Genomic DNA, 19,250 nt, shown 5'->3' on the forward strand with positions numbered 1-19,250 from the left:
TCGCTATCATCATTTCAATGATTATATTTTAAGTATGTTTGATTGTGAAATGACAACCTGGATCAACTCTTGTTATTAATATAAGAATAATATAACCCTCTCATTGAGTGAGAGGGTTATATGAATGAAGGATGAATTAGGCAGGGGGAAAGCACCCGATGAACTCAGGCAAACCAGCACGGCAGCGGGCTATCTGGGTGATTACCTGCGCGGTAATGTGCCGGTAAATCAGCTGATACCGCAGCATGAATATATTCTCGATACTTTAGGGCTGGAGTCGGTGTTTGAGAAAAATACCACGCATATCATGTTGCTCACACTGGAGGAAGCCGATGCCGTGCTCAACCAGTTACTGGTTTCCGTGGATCCTATCGCCACCTATGCAGGAAATATTAATGATACCTACGGTGGTATTAAAAACATTCGGAAACTGACCACGTATTATAACAGCTCGCAGCAGCTGATTTTTCGATTTAAGAGTTTAGGCATTAAAGCCTTTATCTATAAGTATAAGGGGATCGAGTATGTCAAAATCACGGGCAGAGCCGGGATCCGTCGTATCCTGAAAGGCACCCGCTACGCTATCAATAATCCGCAAATACTAGAGTTAGGTATCGGCACCGCCGGGAAAGATGCCGGGATCATCAGCGGCGCTCGTTTTTGCATCTGGTTCTCTTTAGCGTATCGCACGATAGAACTGATTTTTGAAAATAATTATTCCGTAGTAGATTTCGTCGGGAATATTACTATGGATATGGCGAAAGTGATTGTAACTGTTTTTGTGGCAAAAATACTTTTGGCAGCAGGGATAGGATTTGCAACTGTAGTCTCTTCGACGCTACCGTTGGCTGCTGGAATAATCCTCGTTATAGTAGTAGGAGTATTCATCACATTTACTCTTGACTATGTTGACAAGAAATATAAATTATCTGAAAAATTAAAGGAACTTATCAGAGAAGGCATGATTGAAAGGCAAAAAATAGAAAAATGGAACTCAAAGAATTGCTCCCCGTTAATAAACCCAATGAGTTTGGGTAATTTATATGTCAGGTAATATAAAAAATATTTTTTCCTTTTATGCTGTAGGGATTGGTCTTCCTTTTGTGATCTATTTCTGTATCTCAGTATGTGGTGCCGAATTTTTGAATATTTTTTCAGGCTCAGATGTTATTTATTTCAACTGGCGTGCACTTCCTATACTGACCAGTATACCCATAATGGTCTATTTTGAGATCATGTTCATCAGTTGTTGTTTTACAAAGGACAGAAAGGCACACCCAACTATACTTAAGTACATGCTCCATATTACTGCATTCACTATCTTTACCTTTTTCCCAGCTGTTTTCGCAGGGCCATTAATCAATATCGGTTTTGGATTTTCCTCCTATCACTCCTGTCCCGTCGGCGGTGCATTCTCCGGTGTTTATTACGTGAAAGATAAAAGTAAATGCTTTGAGATTACTGGCGTGAAACCATGGGGTAAAAGAGACGACCCTAACACGAAGAAGCTTCAATAATAAATACGAATGATTTTTTCAAAAAAACTGAGCCAGGTAACTCATATGCGAGATAAAACAAAAGGTATCTGTTGTTTGTATGTACTAGTAATATCCCTGCCGTTCGTCATTTATTTTTTGGGCACTGTTTGTGGTAAAGACTTCCTAACTTTATTCTCTGGCAGTGATGTCATTTATTTTAACTGGCGTGCACTCCCTATACTGACCAGTATACCCATGATGGTCTATTTTGAAATCCTTTTCATCAGTTGTTTTTTTTCAACGGACTGGAAAGCACACCCAGCAGTACTCAAGTACATGCTTCATATTACTGCATTCACTATCTTTACTTTCTTCCCTGCTATTTTCGCGGGGCCATTGATCAATATAGGTTTTGCCTTTTCATCCTATCATTCTTGCCCCGTCGGCGGTGCATTCTCGGGGGTCTATTATGTGAAGGACAAAAATAAATGCTTTGAGATTACTGGCGTAAAACCATGGGGGAAAGGAGATGGCCATAAAGTGAATAAACTTCATGAATGAGAAGCTAATAATATTTATTTTCCCTAATAGGAATTGGTGATTACATGCCTGGTAGATACAAGACTTTGCTGTACTTATTTTTATTGGTGACTATATTCCCTATACTGCAGTTTTTCCTTTTTCGCTATTGTATTTATGATCTGATGGATTTGTTTGGCGGTTCTGACGTTGTTTATTATAACTGGAGGGTAGTACCAATATTAGTATCAGCCCCTTTCTTGATTTATCTCGAGTGCCTATTTATTAGTTGTTTTTTTACAGAGAATAAAAAGGCAAACCAAAAGTTACTGAAATATATGCTGCATATGTCCATCATTTATGGGGTTTTGTTTTTCTCTTCATTACTTGCATGTCCGCTGATCAATATAGGTTTTGCCTTTTCATCCTATCAGTCCTGCCCCGTTGGCGGTGCATTCTCCGGTGTTTATTACGTGAAAGATAAAAGTAAATGCTTTGAGATTACTGGCGTGAAACCATGGGGCGAAGGGAATAGGCACAAAATTGATAATCCCTGAGAGGAACATATAATGAGTTTTTCAAAAAAAACAGATGAAAAATTACAATCCAATAGAAATATTATCGCTCGATTAATAGCTGTAATTATTTTCCCCATGCCAATACCTTTCCTTATTTGGCTGACATTACAAGATATTCTAAAAATCCTATCATTCGCGGATATAATATATTTTAACTGGAGAAGCCTGCCCATTCTGACTGTTATGCCATTATATTTAGCCTATGAAGTTGCTTTTCTGAGTTCTTTTTTCACCAGAAATCAAAAAGTAGATCCACGCGTGATGAAATATGTGGATAAACTAGGGATGATAACCTGTATTATTTTCTTTTCATCAGTATTGCTAGGGCCTGCCATAAATATTGCTTTTGCCTTTTCATCCTATCACTCCTGCCCCGTTGGCGGTGCATTCTCGGGGGTCTATTATGTGAAGGACAAAAATAAATGCTTTGAGATTACTGGCGTAAAACCATGGGGGAAAAGTGACAGCAAAAAACAGAATTGAATCCCTAAAATTCGTACTTTCATTTCCAAATATTGGCAGGAGAAATTCCCACCTGCCAGTATACGTCAATGTCTTACATCACTCTGTCATGCCACAAACTGTACGCGCTTGTACCTGCTGAGATATGTTCCTAGGTTATCGTTTCATAAGATAACGTGACGACTTCCTGAGGCTGCCCTTTACTATCAAATATAATATGAGGGAATATAAGATGAAGATCGGCAATACGAGCCTGAGTTAATTTCAACTTATAATAAAGTTCGTTGGCACCGAATCTGTTCGTACGATACAGATCAATATCGCAGGTAAGCATTTCATTTTCAGAAATCGCTTTTCCGAGTAAAGGTGATGACTTATCGATAGGTTTAGTGAGGATCACCGGGTGATGCATTGCATTCTGATCTCGGGAAATGGAGTGCGTTAACTCATAAACCATTATCTGATCTAAATGGGCTATTTGCGCCTTATTTCCAATAGAGTCAAGTGATGAACAACCGGATGAGATCAGCCCCTGAGTCTGGCCATTGAGAGTGAGATATATAAGATTTGCCATGATATTATTCCTTTAAATATTCATGAAATTTATGTTCTGTTCGTGAGATTGCTTTTTAAAACTCACTGATTATTTGGATTTACAATGACTGAATAGGTTCATTAAATAAATCTCCTGAAACGCCTAGAGATTTTCGCGTAAAAACGTGCACATCTTTCCGATCTAGCCGATCACCATCTTCACAAAGTTATCGCGGATCAGATCGGGCGTCTGCGCATCCCACGCGATACCCACCTGCCAGCGCGCTGCTTTGCCGGTCAGTGGAATAATATTCAGCCCCGGCGGCGCGATGTGGATGACGCTTTGTGGCAACAGCGCCACCCCGATCCCGGCGATCACCAGCGCCACAATGGTCTGGATATCTTCCGCCTGCTGCGTGGCTGACGCAAAACAGCGGTTTTCCTCCAGAAAGCGGTCGGTTTGCGCATTCAGGCCGCGACCGCGATCCGCGTATAAGCGCAACAGCGGCAATTTCTTCAGCCATCCGCTGAGGCTCAGGCCGTTATCTTCCGGTGCGACCAGCACCAGATTATCTTCAAACAGCACGTGATAGCTGAGCGGCGCGGGCGGCGGTACGCGGACAAATCCCACCTGCAATTCCCCGCTCTGCAACATGTCATATTGCTGCGCGGACGGCAGATCTTCCAGCCGGAACGCTACACCTGGGTATTGCGCCCGGAACCGCGCAATGCACTGTGGCGCAAAGAGAAAACCCGACAGCCCGAACCCGGCGGCAATCACACCTTCACCACCTTTTGCTATCTGCGTCGCGTGCTGTAAAAACACTGCGTTTTGCTTTAATACCTTCTTCGCCTCAGGCAATAGAAGCTGGCCGCCGGTGGTCAGGCACGTCCCGTGCCGCCCGCGCGAAAACAGCGTCACATTCAGCGTCGCTTCCAACAGGTTGATCTGTTTGGTCAGCGCAGGCTGGGATAACGCCAGCGCGTCAGCGGCAGCGGCATAGTTCTCTTTTTCAGCCAGCATCACAAAAGCGTGGAGCAAACGCAGGTTCATTTTACATTCCGAATGGTTATCAAATTTGGAAAACTCTTCATTATAAAGTTATCAGCCCGTTTGCTGTAATACCAGCGTCAACAGACCCCCTGAAAACGTCCGGAGAGCAGCGATGCAAAACAATCAGTCAGTCAAAGCGGCAGTGGTTCAGTTCCAGCATCAGGCAGGAGACAAGAAACATAACCTGATGATGATGGAGAAATTTATCGGGCAGGCCGCCGTCGAAGGTGTGAAAATACTCGCCTTTCCAGAAATGTGTATCACTGGCTACTGGCATGTGCCCAAGCTCAGCGTGGCGGGCTTTGAAGCGCTGGCGGAACCGGTGGAAACCGGCCCGTCAGTGGCACTTATCCGTGCGCTGGCAATGAAACATCAGATGCTGATTGGCGCGGGATTGATAGAACGCGCGCCGGATGGCCGACTCTACAACGCCTACGTGGCCTGCATGCCGGACGGTTCGCTGCATACCCATCGTAAGCTGCACGCCTTTGAGCATCCGGCGATCAGCAGTGGCGAAGGTTTTACGGTGTTTGATACACCCTGGGGTGTAAAGGTCGGCATCCTGATCTGCTGGGATAATAATCTGGTGGAAAATGTACGCGCCACCGCGCTGCTCGGCGCCGATATCCTGCTGGCCCCGCATCAGACCGGCGGCACGCATTCGCGCAGCCCGCATGGCATGAAGCCAATCCCGCTGGAACTCTGGGAGCAACGCGCAGAGCGCAAAGCGGAAATCACCGCCGCGTTCAAAGGCCCCAACGGCCGCGAATGGTTGATGCGCTGGCTGCCCGCCCGCGCTCACGATAACGGGCTGTTTATTCTGTTCAGCAACGGCGTCGGCGCTGACGATGACGAAGTGCGCACCGGCAACGCGATGATCCTCGATCCCTATGGCCGCATCGCCGAAGAAACCTGGGCCGCCGGTGACGCGATGGTACGCGCGGTGCTCGATCTCTCGTTAATCCCGATGAGCACCGGCCGCCGCTGGATATCCGGTCGCCGGCCTGAGCTGTACCACATTCTGACCGAGCGTCAGGGGTATGAACGCGACGCCATTACGGTACGGTTTTCTGAGGAATTACCGCAGCGGAAGTGATCTGGTCGATCAGCTGGTGCTGTCGTAATGCATCTTCAAACGTCGTGGCCTCTGACGACCCTGTCGTTTTATCGCGCGCGTAGGCCGCATAAAGGTATGCGACGTCCTGCATTCCCTCTACCAGGTTGTCATGTTTATTCTCAACACCGCGTGCGTTGCTAATACGACAACCAGATCAATATTCTGGTTGGCGAGCAGCTTTTCGACGGTGTCATAATGGCGGGAGAGTTCAGGGTCCTTTTAAATGCGGATGATAAATCCTGAAAGCGTACTGCTTAGGTGATTGCTGGTGCGAAAGGGAATTTCACGGGCCATGTGGGAGCCCGTGATGTGGCTGAACTACGAGCCCGCTAAATTTCGCCAAGCGATAACGTTGTGGGGGGCATTTAGCTCTGCGTCGGTTAATTTTCTTTGTACAAAAGCATTTATCGTGGGTTGGCCATTCATGGTTTCGAGTATTTGTGCGCAATGAATTCGATGATGACACCCGGTAAAACCGAGTTCGAAACGGATGACCCGGCGGCGGGTGGGGCCGATGACCAGACTGGCGCCTGCACCGCCACCCGAGCCGTCCAGCAAACTTATGGCGGGAATATCCCTGATGGGGATCTCCCATTCGAAACCGTTCTGGGCGATCCAGTGTTTGGCTTCAGTACCGTAGGTATTTTTCAGTGTGGCTGGAAACCAGGGTGTATGTCGGGCAAATGCGTAACGACTCTCTTCCCGCCAGGTGATAAACGTTTGAGACATGGGGTTCGCTTTGTATAGATCTTTATTGTGCGTTTGCGTACCCGCATGTATCCAGTGATTGGCAAACGTATCAAACCGGTACCAGTCAATCGTTTCAATCCATTGTAATTCAGGGCAATCAATACCCTCACCAGAAAGCGCACCCATTGTCCGCGGCTGGACTCTCACTTTCGCGACTAAATCAAAGTCGTGTCCGACTCTCCCCGTACTCCGTGTGAGCTTAATATTGCGTACTTCAAGTTTGGTAACGATCATTCTGGCTTTCATGACTATCCCTGATTTACTCTCCCGTTTTTTCTTATTCTGCCTAAGTGATATTGCCCTTACCAGATGCTGAGATTACTTTCAGAATCGGTTGCAGCAAATAATCCTGTCAACTCACCTTATGTTGAGCAAATCCGTCCCATAGGAGTTATCGATGGTACACACCCAATGCCCGTCCGCATCATGGCGAAAAACATAAGTGGCGCGACGTGACGTTGTCACGAAAACACCTTCTCCGTCCGGGTAATGTAATACTGTTTCCATAATGACCAGCGCATCGCCTGCGCCTTCGATGACCTGCATCTCGCCCTGTTCCACTACCAGCTGCCCCTGAAAATAATCAGAGATCGCCACGAAAGCTTTGCGGATATTGTCTTTGCCGGTGGCGACCATACCAGGCTTCACCACCAGCGCCGCATCTTCGGCGTAGTACGTCATCAGCAGGTCGAAATCGCGGGCGGTGATCGCTTTGTCGCAGGCTTCAATGACCTGCCGTATCGGGTGTGTCGACATCTGAACGGTTCCTGTATGCCTGTGAAAGAAAGCCAGTCCCCGTTTTTATCAGAGAGACCGGCATACAGACAAGCGGTCAATCATAATTCTCACCATACAAACCGATCAGCCTGCGCACCACGCCGTTGGTCCAGCCGAAACCGTCTTGTAGCGGATATTCGCCACCGCCGCCGCCGCGAGAGGCATCGCCGGAGATGTGGTATTTCTCGATCAGTTTATGATGCTGCTGATAGTACTGATTGACCGTTTTCAACCAGCTGCGGGCGATGAGATCGCCGAGCGCGTCGTTGCCGTACAGCTTAAAGCCCTGAATGGCCATCCATTGCAGCGGTGCCCAGCCGTTGGGTTTATCCCACTGTTCGCCGGTGTCGTATTCGGTTGCCATGATTCCACCCGGCGTGAGCAGGCGATTTTGCACCGCCCCGGCCAGCCGTTTGGCCTGCGCGTGAGTCGCGAGGCCGACGTACAGCGGTACCACGCTGGCGGCAGAAAACAGCGCCATTTTTTGCTGATGCCAGTCGTAATCGCGGAAGCACCCTTCTTCTTCATCCCACAGATAGCGGTTGATCGCCTCGCGGCGCAGGTCAGCTTTTTCACGAAACTGCGCGGCGGTGACTTTATCGCCTTTCAGGCCGGAAATATTGCAGATAGCGCTTTCCAGCTTGTAGAGAAACGCGTTGAGATCCACCGGGATAAACTGCGTGGTGCGGATACTGGCGAGGCGGTCGGCATCACGCAGCCAGCGCGACGAATAATCCCAGCCGGATTCTGCGCCCGCACGTAAATCGCGGTACACCTCGTTGGCCGGACGGCTGGAAAGTTTGGCGGTCTCTACGTCTTCCCGCCAGGATTCATCGCGCGGGGTATCACGGTCATCCCAGTAACGGTTAAGCAACGTGCCATCCGGCAAGCAGACCACGTGACGATAAGCTTGATTGGGCGTCAATGATTCCGCACCGTCCATCCAGAAATCGTATTCCATCAGCAGGTGATCGAGATAACGCTTCGCGCCGCGCACGCCGTCTTCCTCGAACAGTTCGACCATCAGCGCAAAAATCGGTGGCTGTGAGCGGCTGAGGTAATAAGTGCGGTTGCCGTTCGGAATGTGTCCGTAGATTTCGATCATCCACGCGAAATTGTCCGCCATGGTGCGCAGCAGATCGTTACGACCGCTTTCCGCCAGCCCCAGCATGGTGAAGTAGGAATCCCAATAATAAGTCTCGCTGAAGCGCCCGCCCGGCACGACGTACGCCTGTGGCAACGGCAGCAGAGAAGACCACGGCACGTGATCTTCAGGCTGGCGGGTCAGAACTGGCCAAAGCTTATCGATGTGTTCTTTCAGGGAATCGCCCGGATCGGAAACATACTCATCACCGTGGTGCGCAGGCAGCGAAAAGTGGGCGTCCACAAAGCGCTGTAAGTTAAAGCCGGGATGATTTTTGATACGGCGGTAGCGCAGGAGAATATCCAGCGGATCCATTTTCGGCGGGCAGTCGGGAAAGGTTTTGCTGTCTTCAAACAGGTGCGAGGACTGCACGGCGGTAAACAGTTCCAGATAACGGTCGGCGGGCGTTAGCGCATCAGAATGCGGCAGGCCTTCGATCATCTCCGGCTCTGGCTCGGCGTCCATCATTCTTTCAAGAATCAGTTCAATAGGTTCAAGTTCAGTCAGGCGATCGTCTTCCACATCGAACTCAGTCGGATCCTTCATCTGAATTTTGGTGTTTTCCATATGATACAAGCCTCTGTATTGCTGAAAGAGCGCAGCCCGGACTCAGGGCTGCGCCAGAAAGTGGAATGTGACGATGTTATTTACGCCACGGCGTCATGGCCGATGCTGTGGGTGGAGATGGCGTTCAGATCTTTCAGATAGGTATCGCCCCAGTTGGCGATATCGTTTTTATGCAGGACGTTCATCATGTCGTTGTAGCGCTCAATACGCTCTTCCAGCGGCATGGTCAGTGCTTTATCCAGCGCGGCGGCGACATCATCGCGGTCATAGGGGTTGACGATCAGCGCAGCGGTCAGTTCATTGGCGGCACCGGCAAACTGAGAAAGCACCAGCACACCCGGATCTTTCGGATCCTGCGCCGCCACATACTCTTTCGCCACCAGATTCATGCCATCACGCAGCGGCGTGACCAGCCCGACGTCGGTCAGGCGGAACAGCTTCATCAGTAAACTGCGCTGGAAATGCTGATTGAGGTAAAACAGCGGCGTCTGGTTCAGGCTGCCATATTTACCGTTGATGCGTCCGACCTCGGTCTCAAGCTGGTGGCGCAAATCCTGATAAGCCTGCACATCACCGCGCGACGTCGGTGCGATTTGTGAGTAACGCACTTTACCGCGATGTTGCGGGAATTTCTCCAGCAGCGCTTCGAACGCCAGAAAACGCTCCGGCAGACCTTTGGTGTAATCCAGACGCTCACAGGAAATGATATTTTGCGCTTCACGCAGTTCCTGCTCCATCGCCGCCAGTTTGGAGGGCAGTGGCCCTTCGGCCATCTCTTTGATGCTGTCCGGCGCGATGCTGATCGGATAAACACCGGTGCTGAAGGTGTTACCGAAAGCCTGATGCATATAAGTGCCGGTCGGCTGCAAGGTGGTCAGCTCGCCCAGATTATCAAGAAACGCCAGACGGTCGCCTTCGGTCTGGAACCCCAGCAAATCGTACTGCGACATCATTTCCAGCAGCTCGTTATGAGGCGGCACTGCGTTGAAGATTTCAGGTGTCGGGAACGGAATATGCAGGAAGAAACCGATGCGGTTGGTCACGCCCAGTTTTCGCAGTGACGCAGCAAAAGGCAGCAGATGATAATCGTGGATCCACAGAATATCGTCAGGTTTAAGCAGCGGGAGCAATCTTCTCGCCAGCAGGTCATTTACACGGCAGTAACCTTCCCAGGCTTCACGCTGGTAATCCACCAGATCGATGCGGTAATGAAGCGCAGGCCAAAGGACGGCGTTGGAGAACTGACAATAATAGAGATCGTAATCGTTCTGATTGAGCGGGACCGAGGCATACGTAATACCGTCGTCTTCCACCACGCTCATATCATCTTCTTCGCTCTCAGAGATTTCGCTGATTTCACCGTTCCAGCCAAACCACAGGCCGGAAGTATTTTTCAATGCATCCACAATACCGACGGCAAGACCGCCGGCGGATTTGGTGCCATCAGGGATGGCAATACGGTTAGAGACTACAACGAGGCGACTCATAAACTGGACTCCTTTACTTCTACATTATTGTTATTTAGGTGACGTTGTAACATCGCTTGTTCAAGCATTTGTTCAATCCAGCTGTAAACGTCGGTGACTTTCCCGAGCCGGTAGCGCGCATGGCTTGACCCATCTCCGACTTTCACGGTGATCCCGTGCAGCGCGTTGACGGCCTGAAACCCTTTTTCATCGGTCAGGTCATCACCGACAAACACCGGCGTGCGGCCAGCAAACGGCGCCTGCTGCATAAATTCGGTGATGGCGGCCCCTTTATCATTGCCGCGGGGTTTGATTTCGGCCACGCATTTCCCGCGCTGTAACATCAGCTGCGGAAACTTCGCCACAGCGGCTTCAGCCAGCGTTAGCACCTGCTGCTGGTAATCCGTTGCCTGACGGTAATGCAGCGCAAACGCCATTCCTTTTGCTTCGAGCAGCGTACCCGGCATTTCCGCCATTCCCTGTTCCAGCATGTGCAGTAAAGGCACCGCCACCGCTTCCGGCAGGGAAACGCGGTGCAGATTGCCTGCGCTGTCGCGCAGTTCTGCGCCGTGAACACCGGCGGCCGGGAAGACAAACGGCGTGGCGAGCTGATCCAGTTGCTCAATCGGGCGGCCTGAGATCAGCGCCAGCGCGCCATTGCAGGCCACCGACAAAGTTTGCAGGTTGTTACGGACATTAACGGGGATACTGACGGCGTCCGGCTCGGGGCAGATTTCTGCCAGCGTGCCATCGACGTCGAAGAAGAACGCATAATCCCCGCCGTGTATGGCGGGATTCGGGGGTGTTTCCGGGGTAGTATCCTGCGTGCTGCTGTTCAAAATGATGCTCCTGTTTGTGAGGCTGAGCACAATCACATGCTGTGCTTCTTGCTTTTACAATCGATTAACTATAGCCCCAATTAAAGGGGCTAAAGGGATTATCGGATTATTCCAGAACCGACTGCGCCTCATGGTCTGCCTTCCTCCAGCCTGTCCCGGTCATTTCTCACCAGCAGACTCTCATCACTCAGCCGGTCAATCACCGGATAGGCCACGGCGGCAATGTGATGATGTACGCGGCGGTAATCACGCAGTACGCGCTGGAAAATATCGCCCGATTCCGCCCAGGCATTTTTATCCTCACGCAGCTTTTTAAAATGCTCACGGCTGGCCGTGGCTTCGATCTGGCGGATCACTTCCTTTCGCGCCACCAGCTGATGTGCGGCAGGCAGGTCTTCGCCAAGGAACGCGGTGACCGCCAGACGCAGACTGGTCAGAATTTCCTCATGCAGCAGGCCGATGTTATGCAACTCGAATTCACTGAACAGCTCACCCCGTTGCGCACGACGTGTCGCCAGCTGCGCGAGGCTGCTGGAGAGAATGTCTCCGGCGTGCTCTGTGTTGATCACAAACATCAGGATCTCCTGCGCGCGGTCGGCGTCGGAATCGCTCAGCCCGTCCTGCCCCAGATCGGCCAGATACGCGCGGATCGCCGCACTCAGTCCGTCAAGCTGGTGATCCAGCTGGCGGATGTCTGCCGCTGAACGATTTTCGGGCGCGTGGAACAGCGCCCGCAGCCGGTCGAGCATCAAGTTCAGCATGTCGGCGGCGCGCAGCGATTCACGCACCGAGTTGGACAGCCCGATATAGGCGATATCCAGCCCGGCTTCGTCGAGATACATCGGCATTCCGGCGTCAACGGCGCGCCCGGCTTCCGGCAAGAGTCGCTCCAGCATACGGGCCATCGGTGCGGTCAGGCCGATGAAGGCCGCCGCCAGCACTGCGCTGAATGCCGTGTGAAACCCGATCACCCACTGCGGCGGCGTCAGCGCCAGCCTGTCGGCCAGCGTACTGAGCACCGGCATCATCGCCAGCGCCAGCACGCAGCCTGCACCACGAATAAGCAGATTTCCCACCGGCAGACGGCGTGCAGCGGCGGAACCGGCGTTGAGCACCGGCGGCAATGCCCCGCCGATATTCGCCCCGAGCACCAGTACCATCGCGGTGACCGGCGTCATCACGCCGGTGGCGGCCAGCGAGGCAATCAGCAAAATCACCGCGACGCTCGAGTGACAAATCAGCGTCAGGACGATCGCCACCAGCAGTGCGATCAGCGTATCGCCCTCCAGCCCCTGCATCACGGCGTGGAACACCGGCGTGGTTTCGATATGGCTAAGCGTCGCGCCCAGCAGGCTAAGCGACATCAGCATCAGGCCGAGGCCAATCAGCGCGCAACCGGCGCTTTCGAAACCAGAATGATCGCGGATTTTAAATACCACGAAGCCGCTGAGTATCAGCAGCGGGACAGCAACACCGGTGTTGAAACTCATCAGTTGCACCACCAGCGTGGAGCCCACGTTTGCGCCGAGCATCACCGCCAGCGCCGGCGCGAGGCCCAGGGTTCCGGCGGCGGTAAAGGAGGTCGCCATCAGGCTGACCGCCGTACTGCTTTGCAACAAGCCGGTGATGCCGATACCGGCCAGCAGCGCCATCCAGCGGCTGGTGAGGTGCCGCCCCATCCAGTTACGCAGCGGTGTACCAAAACCGCGTTGCAGCGCGGTCGAAATCATATGGGAACCCCAAAGCAGCAGCGCGATCGCGCCAGCCAGGTTGATCAGCAGCTGGGTTCCGGATTGGGTGGTCATGGTCATTACAGTCATTTCTTTGCTCCCCTTTTTCAGGGTTGTCGTTGTTATTCTTTTATGATGAAAAGATTTTGGTCAAAAGCTGACAGCGAAATTAAGCGTCAGGACAGGTGCCGCGATGGGCTGCGGCACCTTGTTCAGCGGATCAGAACCACTGTTTGGTTTGCCCGGTTGTCCTGCCGCATCGCGACGCAATACGCTGGCGGTCGTGCGGACCATGGCTTTCAACGCTTCGGCAGATTTTGCCGAGCGATGTTCCTGCCAGAAACATTCGCGTTAATTAAGCGATCGGTATTTATCAATTTTAATGCGCAGGACTTCCCGCCATTTATTAATTCCCTTTCAACAACGAGCATTAAATAAACGGAGTGAAATCGATTATTTGTCTTTTATTTCGGCATGGCTTCGCCGCTCTCTTTATTATTTCCATGAACAGAAATAATAAAAAAGACGATAACGGTCAGGCGTCAATAAAGACGATGTTCAGCGCGGCAAAAATGCCACGGGCTGAATCAGGCGGGGGAAAACCGACTTTGCGGTTCTTCGCTGTCAGAAACGATACAACGCTGCTCCAGCCGGCCGGTGACAGGACTGACACGCCAGGTGGTCACAGAGGAATGCATTCTGTTGATTTTAGAAGAAAAAATGGATGGCGAATCTTTCTTACGGGCACCCAGCGTCCTGTCGCGGGACGGGCGGACACGCAAAGTGGACGTCAGCGTTTTGACATCGGCAAAAAGGGTAGATTTGAACTTCATAACACACCTCGGGACCGTGACTTTCAGGTTGAGGTGAGATAACACAAGAGCATCAGGCTCTGGCGAGGCACACCCAAACGATGAAATGATCACAATCGATTTCATGTTTAAAATTCCGGCGCGCTATGTCAGCGTCGTCCGGTGAGTTACTAAATACTGTGTCCATTAGTCTCTTATGTATTAGTGGATAAAGGCCGCAACTTCCGGCTCGTGCAATTTACCCATGCTGTATATTATTGTCAACCTGCAAAAGCAGTTTAAATCGTTCGTTTATATTTGAGTGAGGTTACATGGAAATATAAACGAACGTAAACAAACTTATTATTTTGCCAGGCTATTCATTCCCGGCAAGGCGACGGCGGATCGGTTCAAACTCCGGCTTACCGTTGAAAGGAACTTCACCCGGATAAGTAAATGGTGCCATTTGTCATAAGACAGGCGCACCCAGCTGGCGCCGTGGCCATGCAGTGCGGCGAAGTAGGCAGAATCTGGCGGGATGCACCAGAAGTTTGAACGACCGCACAGGCAGAAACCTAAAAACGCCGGTAAGTGTTGAACCGACCGGCGTGTCTGTCAGACATGTTGAGGTTTAGCTATCAGAAATTGTATTGCACGCCGAGACGGAACCGCGTCTGGCGTTCGTCGGTGGTTTTACGCACTGAGACATCGCCGATCTGCGCATACGGCGTCCATTGTTTATTAATGTTATAAGCGACTTTTAGATCCTGTTCGTAATCCCATTTATCATTGTCGTATAACACCTGGTCGCTGTGTTTATAAATATAGTTATATTCGAAACGCCAGTCGGCAAGACGATATCCCAGCCAGATTTCGCCCCGATTGGTTTTACGGTCTTCGGTATTCTCTTTGGTATATCGGGTATATTCATAACGGTAACGGGCATTAAGGTAGATGCCGCTGTCGAAGGTATATCCGGCGGTTAAAAATGGCTTATAGATGCTGTTATCCGAACTGGATTCCAGCGTAAAACCGGGTTGCAGGAAAAACGCCGGCGTCACTTTATACTGATAGCTGACGGTGCTCTCTGTGCCGTTATCCACCAGATTATTAAAGGGTTTGTTTGGATTATCCCCACCGGACTTCCACTTGGCTTCCAGCGAGAAACCAAAGCCGCTGGCAAAACGGTGTGACACCATCGCCCGGTCTTTATTTTGCTTACTGTCGTCCAGCCATTCATGGCGAAGATCAATAGTGACAGCCTGACTACCGGCGCTGGCCAGCAGCAGACCGCAGAGCAGCAGTCTGTTATTTTTCATGTTTTAATAATCCCAGAGATATTGAGTAGTGTTTTTATGTTTGTATTTAAGACTTCAGTCTTATTTTGGCTTCATTTATTTCTTTTTTAGAAAATATTGATAATTAAACGTACCGTCCGGATTACGCATCACGGGTTCCGGGAGTGTCATAGAAAGATAATCCTGCGGCTGTATTTCTTTTCCGGTGTTATTCACGCTTTTATGGCCGGTATAGAAATAATTGCTGTCATCTGCGTTGCCGCTGACCGCGTCGTCGTACTTGCCCTCCGTAGTACTCAGCGAAACGTTGCCTTTGAACACGCCCTGTTTATCAGCGGGGGTATAAGGCGACGGGCGGAACAGGAAGTTGAAGCGTTTGTTGTTCAGCGCGCGGTTGTCTTCAATCACCAGTGCGCCGGGATTAAAGTTATCGGTAAAGCCGTCCATGCCGTTTTCCACCGCCACGTTATGGCGGACGACGTGCGCGACCGGTAATCCTTCGCCACCGAGTTTGAAACCGTTGCTGCCGTTGTGAACCGAGAAACTGTTTTCAATCGTGACAACGCCGTTCGGGCCGTCCTCGATCTTATTGAACAGATCGAAACCGTCATCGACGTTGTCGTGGGAATAGCAGTTCACCAGACGGTTGCCCTCACCGACGCGCATTTTCACCGCAAAGCCATCGGCATTTTTCCGCCCCGGATCCTGATTTCCCCAGGATTCTGAATTGCTGATCAGATTGTGGCTCGCCCACAATGCGCGACCGATGCCGTCCGGCGAGGCCACCCAGATGCCGGTATCGTCGGCGTGATGTGCTTTAACGCGGTCGATATGATTGTAACTTCCGGCAACATGGAAACTTTTCTTCGTCACGGTAATGCCCTGCACGTTCCAGTAACTGGCGTCGAGTTTCAAGCCGTTGAAAATTACCTTATCGCCCTGCGCTTTCAGCGTTTTCATCGCCTTGTCCGTGCCGCTGGCGGTCGCCGGGATCCAGCTTGCCGGATAGTCACCATCCTCCAGCCAAAGCGTACCGCCCGGTGCCAGCAGATTGACCGCGCTGGCGAAATCCAGCGGATGCGCGCGGGAGCCGTCATTGCCCGCTGCGCCCTGCGCTGAGACGTACAATTCATCCGGATTGCTCACCAGCACCATACTGACCGGAAATTCCTGCATCAGCGGCTGGCCATTTTTCGGCGTAAACGTCACGCGCAGCACCGTTGCGGGCTGGTCGGCGTGGAACGGCACCGCGGCCACTTCGCCGCCGCGCACCGTTTGCTGACGAAGCAGCGGTTTGCCGCCCTGTTCAATCTGCAACTGCCCGTCACCGTTAGTGCGCAACTGGAAAACACCGTCGCGTCGGGCTATCGCCGGAGAGGACATCACTTCAATGCGCGGCCTCAGTGACGGCGTCACGTAGGGTGCGGAAGGCTGTGTGTGCGCTTCGCTGAGCGTCAGCTTAGCGTGATTGACGGTAATGCTGGCGTTGCGCGAGGCGAAGAACCCGACGTAATAGCCGGTTTTATCAAGCATTGTGATGCGGCCAGCGCCTTCGGCAGTTTTCGTCGTCCACTGTTCGCTGCCCTGAGGCGCATACGCGACGTCAAAGCCGGTGTCCGTGCGCGTCAGGCGCAGGGAGAAATGCGCGGGGGTGGTCAGCGGATGATAACTTTCGCGCACAATGCCGATGCCGGTATTGCCCCACGGCTGCTTCACGCCCTGTCTGGCAATTAACGCAACCACCGGTGGTTTATCGCCTGTCGCCATCACGCTGTTCATGACCATATTGGACGCCGCTGGCAATTCCTCGATGCCCGGTTTGGTCACCGGCTCGCGTGGCATTCCGAGAATATCGCGCACCAGCAAACCCGCGCCTTCCTGACCCGCCGGTTTGGCACCGTTTTCCGGTCCAAACTGGTTGAGCGTGATGTCCGCTTCCAGCTGGAAATTCACGTCGGCCGGTAAGCGCGTGTAGAAATAGGTTAATCCGTCGTGGCTGTTACCCACCTTTCCGCCGCGGCTTTCAACGGTAAACGGCGTCGTCAGCGGCGTTCCGGCGGCGGGGATGGTTTTACCGTCCGCCAGCCGGGTTTCGTTCATGCCGATTTTTTCCGGCAAAACGTTAGTCGCAAAATTAATATCGGTGGACTGGCCAAAGGTGATGCTGTGCCAGACCAGACTGCCGGGGGCAGGCAATGCGGCGGCCATGCCCTGTGCGCTTGCCCCGAGAGACAGCGCGACAATAAACAGGTGTCGTTCCCACATAATCTTTCTCATCCTGAATGCGTAAGGCGTCGCTGGCCGGGTGTACCGGCCAGTCGGTTAGGTTATCGTGAGTAAGGTAAAGCTCAGGAATTACGGGTGCTGCGTGGTGCTCACCATCGGTTTAGGAGCGTTCAGGTCAACGGCGGGCGTATCGAAGATTTTGCGGCAGACTTCACTGTTGCCCCAGCATTGTTCGTACGGATAGCCAATCAGGTTTTCCATTACCGCACGAACGTCCGGTTGGATCTGGCTGATTTCGCCGCCCGCTTTGATACGCGCCACTTCGCCCAGTACCACCAGGTGAGTTTTGCGGTTCAGCTTCATCTGATTACTGAACACCATCGCCATCAGCGCCAGTGCAATCACCCCGATACAGAACACCATCGCAATGGCAGTAACGGCGCTTTCGGGCTGGGTGTGAGATTTGGACTGGAAGCCGTAGAAACTGAGGATAGCGCCCATCACGAAGACGATCACCGAGCGCATCAGCTTGCCGGAGAAGGTCATGGCACCGGCGTAAATGCCTTCGCGACGACGGCCAGTGAAGGCTTCATCAATGTCCGCAAGGAAGGTGTAAACCGTCCAGGGAATGTAATACACGCCGCCAGTGCCGATACCGAAGATGACAGTGATGGTCAGCATGGCGACCGTGGCGTACTGCTGCGGCAGATGCAGGAAATGCAGCAGGCTGTAGCAGGCCACTGAGAACACCACAATGCCCAGCGCCAGAATGTAAGGCTTGCTGAAGCCGTGCTTCACGCAAATCCCGATGAAGATCGCGGTGGAGAACAGTTGCAGAATCGAGTTCAGGCTGCTCAGCCCGGCGACCATGGTTGGATCATATTGCAAAACGAAAATGATGAAATAAGTGAAGACCGAAGCAAACAGCCATTCCGCCCCGAATCCGCACAGGTACATGCCCAGATGTTTGCGGAACACGCGCAGGTGGAAGGTAGATTTCATGTCACGCAGCAGCGTAAGCATGGTTTTGCCCAGCGTCATTTTCTTCTCATCAACCGGTGTGGTTTCTTCTGTCGGACGTTCCCAGGAAGAGAGATACAGCATGCCAATGGCGACGCATAAGATCACGCCGTAAGTCAGCGCAGTGAAGAAGAACGGTTCGGCGGAGTCTTTTCCGTAGATAAGGATGAACTGACCGGGAATAAACGCGGCGAGGAAATTGGCCACTTTACCGAAGATCGCTTTGTAGCCAGTCAGCTTAGAGCGCGCGGAGAAGTCGGTGGTCATTTCCGTCGCGAGGGTTTCGTACGGCACCATCACCGAGGTGTAGATCAGTTCGAACACCACGTAAGTGGACAGGTAATACCAAAAGCCGAAGCCCTCAACCCACAGCAGCGGGTAGAACATCATCAGAGGAATGCCGAGCAAGATAAAGAAGCGACGGCGGCCAAAACGTTTGCCGAGGCGCGTTTTGCCGAAGTTATCGGAAAGGTAACCCATCAGCGGGTTGCTGATTGCATCGATGATGCTGGCGACAGAAAAGATCGCCGAAGCCTGTAGCAGCGTCAGGCCACAGAATGTGGTGTAGAAATAGAGCAGCCAGATACCAGCAATGGCCAGCGCCCCGCTGCCCAGTAAATTACCGCCGCCGTACGCCAGCTGATGCCTGAATAAAATCGGTTTTTCTGTGTTCATTGCGTTTCCCGCCCAGAGAGTTTGAATTTATGAACCTGTGTTTCATTTTTATAGATATTGCGTTTTATATAGGCGAAATGAATGAATAGATGTGAATTAACTCACGTTTAGCGCAGCGGGAGGGTTTTTGTCAGGCGGATTTGCGATACGTGTAACATTCTCATCCATAAAAAAAACACAATTGACGAGATTATTCATAATCTATTAGTTATGAATTGAATCATT

19 protein-coding genes are annotated in these 19,250 nt (G+C 51.6%); 6 read left to right on the forward strand and 13 right to left on the reverse strand.

All coding sequences use genetic code 11. The features are described from left to right. Positions 1 to 124 precede the first annotated feature (124 nt). The 5 genes from ACMHLI_RS20215 to ACMHLI_RS20235 are packed head-to-tail and all read left to right on the forward strand — an operon-like array spanning position 125 to position 3,058. On the forward strand, positions 125 to 1,054 hold the full coding sequence (locus ACMHLI_RS20215; protein WP_413531026.1) for a hypothetical protein: 930 nt from the start codon (positions 125 to 127) through the stop codon (positions 1,052 to 1,054). Continuing rightward, complete coding sequence (locus tag ACMHLI_RS20220) at positions 1,044 to 1,517, forward strand: DUF1240 domain-containing protein (RefSeq protein WP_413531027.1); 474 nt, start codon at positions 1,044 to 1,046, stop codon at positions 1,515 to 1,517. The genes ACMHLI_RS20215 and ACMHLI_RS20220 overlap by 11 nt, the downstream gene beginning before the upstream one ends. Positions 1,518 to 1,562: 45 nt before the next feature. Then, positions 1,563 to 2,039 (forward strand): hypothetical protein, encoded by a 477-nt coding sequence (locus tag ACMHLI_RS20225; protein ID WP_413531028.1) that lies wholly within the window; start codon positions 1,563 to 1,565, stop codon positions 2,037 to 2,039. Positions 2,040 to 2,083: 44 nt separating this feature from the next. Next, positions 2,084 to 2,554 carry a DUF1240 domain-containing protein gene (locus tag ACMHLI_RS20230; protein WP_413531029.1) on the forward strand — a complete coding sequence of 157 codons (471 nt, stop codon included), beginning with the start codon at positions 2,084 to 2,086 and terminating at the stop codon, positions 2,552 to 2,554. 12 nt (positions 2,555 to 2,566) lie between these two features. Further along, positions 2,567 to 3,058, forward strand: coding sequence for a hypothetical protein (locus ACMHLI_RS20235; RefSeq protein ID WP_413531030.1), 492 nt, complete (start codon positions 2,567 to 2,569; stop codon positions 3,056 to 3,058). Positions 3,059 to 3,188: 130 nt separating this feature from the next. On the opposite strand, the gene ACMHLI_RS20240 is transcribed toward ACMHLI_RS20235, so the two are convergent. Together ACMHLI_RS20240 and ACMHLI_RS20245 are read right to left on the reverse strand one after the other, a co-directional pair. Then, entirely contained in the window at positions 3,189 to 3,611 is a 423-nt protein-coding gene (locus ACMHLI_RS20240) for an Hcp family type VI secretion system effector (protein WP_413531031.1), read from the reverse strand. A gap of 162 nt (positions 3,612 to 3,773) precedes the next feature. Then, entirely contained in the window at positions 3,774 to 4,625 is an 852-nt protein-coding gene (locus ACMHLI_RS20245) for a LysR substrate-binding domain-containing protein (RefSeq protein ID WP_413531032.1), read from the reverse strand. Between the two features lie 112 nt (positions 4,626 to 4,737). Here ACMHLI_RS20245 and ACMHLI_RS20250 point away from each other — a divergent pair, with 112 nt between their 5' ends. Further along, positions 4,738 to 5,721: a nitrilase family protein gene (locus tag ACMHLI_RS20250; RefSeq protein ID WP_413531033.1), complete on the forward strand. Its 984-nt coding sequence runs from the start codon at positions 4,738 to 4,740 to the stop codon at positions 5,719 to 5,721. Positions 5,722 to 6,060: 339 nt separating this feature from the next. On the opposite strand, the gene ACMHLI_RS20255 is transcribed toward ACMHLI_RS20250, so the two are convergent. From ACMHLI_RS20255 to ACMHLI_RS20305, 11 genes are all read right to left on the reverse strand, one after another. Then, the gene (locus tag ACMHLI_RS20255) at positions 6,061 to 6,738 is read right to left on the reverse strand and encodes a hypothetical protein (RefSeq protein WP_413531034.1); all 678 of its coding nucleotides are present in this window, start codon (positions 6,736 to 6,738) and stop codon (positions 6,061 to 6,063) included. 111 nt (positions 6,739 to 6,849) lie between these two features. Then, positions 6,850 to 7,248: a YybH family protein gene (locus ACMHLI_RS20260; RefSeq protein WP_413531035.1), complete on the reverse strand. Its 399-nt coding sequence runs from the start codon at positions 7,246 to 7,248 to the stop codon at positions 6,850 to 6,852. A 76-nt stretch (positions 7,249 to 7,324) separates the two neighbouring features. Next, positions 7,325 to 8,980 (reverse strand): alpha,alpha-trehalase, encoded by a 1,656-nt coding sequence (locus ACMHLI_RS20265; protein ID WP_413531036.1) that lies wholly within the window; start codon positions 8,978 to 8,980, stop codon positions 7,325 to 7,327. Positions 8,981 to 9,060: 80 nt separating this feature from the next. Continuing rightward, complete coding sequence (gene otsA, locus ACMHLI_RS20270; protein ID WP_413531037.1) at positions 9,061 to 10,467, reverse strand: alpha,alpha-trehalose-phosphate synthase; 1,407 nt, start codon at positions 10,465 to 10,467, stop codon at positions 9,061 to 9,063. Further along, positions 10,464 to 11,285: a trehalose-phosphatase gene (gene otsB / locus ACMHLI_RS20275; RefSeq protein WP_413531038.1), complete on the reverse strand. Its 822-nt coding sequence runs from the start codon at positions 11,283 to 11,285 to the stop codon at positions 10,464 to 10,466. Before otsB ends, otsA begins: the two co-directional genes overlap by 4 nt. Positions 11,286 to 11,413: 128 nt before the next feature. Next, positions 11,414 to 13,105: a Na/Pi cotransporter family protein gene (locus ACMHLI_RS20280; protein WP_413531039.1), complete on the reverse strand. Its 1,692-nt coding sequence runs from the start codon at positions 13,103 to 13,105 to the stop codon at positions 11,414 to 11,416. A 60-nt stretch (positions 13,106 to 13,165) separates the two neighbouring features. Then, the gene (locus ACMHLI_RS20285; RefSeq protein ID WP_413531040.1) at positions 13,166 to 13,309 is read right to left on the reverse strand and encodes a hypothetical protein; all 144 of its coding nucleotides are present in this window, start codon (positions 13,307 to 13,309) and stop codon (positions 13,166 to 13,168) included. Positions 13,310 to 13,602: 293 nt separating this feature from the next. Further along, positions 13,603 to 13,848 (reverse strand): hypothetical protein, encoded by a 246-nt coding sequence (locus ACMHLI_RS20290; protein WP_413531041.1) that lies wholly within the window; start codon positions 13,846 to 13,848, stop codon positions 13,603 to 13,605. Positions 13,849 to 14,444: 596 nt separating this feature from the next. Next, a complete protein-coding gene (locus ACMHLI_RS20295; RefSeq protein WP_413531042.1) occupies positions 14,445 to 15,125 on the reverse strand; it encodes an oligogalacturonate-specific porin KdgM family protein in 681 nt (226 codons plus the stop codon). 75 nt (positions 15,126 to 15,200) lie between these two features. Next, positions 15,201 to 17,369, reverse strand: coding sequence for a right-handed parallel beta-helix repeat-containing protein (locus ACMHLI_RS20300; RefSeq protein ID WP_413531043.1), 2,169 nt, complete (start codon positions 17,367 to 17,369; stop codon positions 15,201 to 15,203). 90 nt (positions 17,370 to 17,459) lie between these two features. After that, positions 17,460 to 19,025 (reverse strand): MFS transporter, encoded by a 1,566-nt coding sequence (locus tag ACMHLI_RS20305; protein ID WP_413531044.1) that lies wholly within the window; start codon positions 19,023 to 19,025, stop codon positions 17,460 to 17,462. Between the last annotated feature and the right edge of the window lie 225 nt (positions 19,026 to 19,250).

The sequence above is a fragment of the Rahnella inusitata genome (assembly GCF_965118895.1).
GTDB lineage: Bacteria > Pseudomonadota > Gammaproteobacteria > Enterobacterales > Enterobacteriaceae > Rahnella > Rahnella inusitata_A.